The organism is Streptomyces sp. ADMS, from assembly GCF_033441795.1.
Lineage (GTDB): Bacteria > Actinomycetota > Actinomycetes > Streptomycetales > Streptomycetaceae > Streptomyces.
The window spans coordinates 1-275 of sequence record NZ_JAVFVX010000566.1 but is presented as its reverse complement, the minus strand read 5'-3'; the positions used below and the strand labels follow the sequence as shown (position 1 = coordinate 275).

The window sequence follows — 275 nt, the reverse complement described above, 5'->3', positions numbered from 1 at the left end:
CATGATTTCGACGCGTTTGATGGAGTCGATGCCGAGGTCGGCCTCGACGTCCATGCCGAGGTCCAGCATCTCTGCCGGGTAGCCGGTCTTGGCCGCCACGACGGCGAGAAGGGCACCGCGCACGGCATCACCGTCGACGGCGACGGCCGCACCAGCCTTGGCAACATCCGGAGTTGTGTCCGGCGCGCCCGAACCACCGTGCAGATTGAGCATGAAGCCGACGATCTCGTTCAACGTGCGGAGTTCGGCGAGTTGTTCGGGTCCGACGGGGGTGG

At 65.8% G+C, this 275-nt stretch carries 1 protein-coding gene; it reads right to left on the bottom strand.

The features are described 5' to 3' along the window. A partial coding sequence (locus RB628_RS42020) for a phosphopantetheine-binding protein (RefSeq protein WP_318325840.1) occupies window positions 1-234 on the bottom strand: 234 nt, incomplete at its 3' end. Between the last annotated feature and the right edge of the window lie 41 nt (window positions 235-275).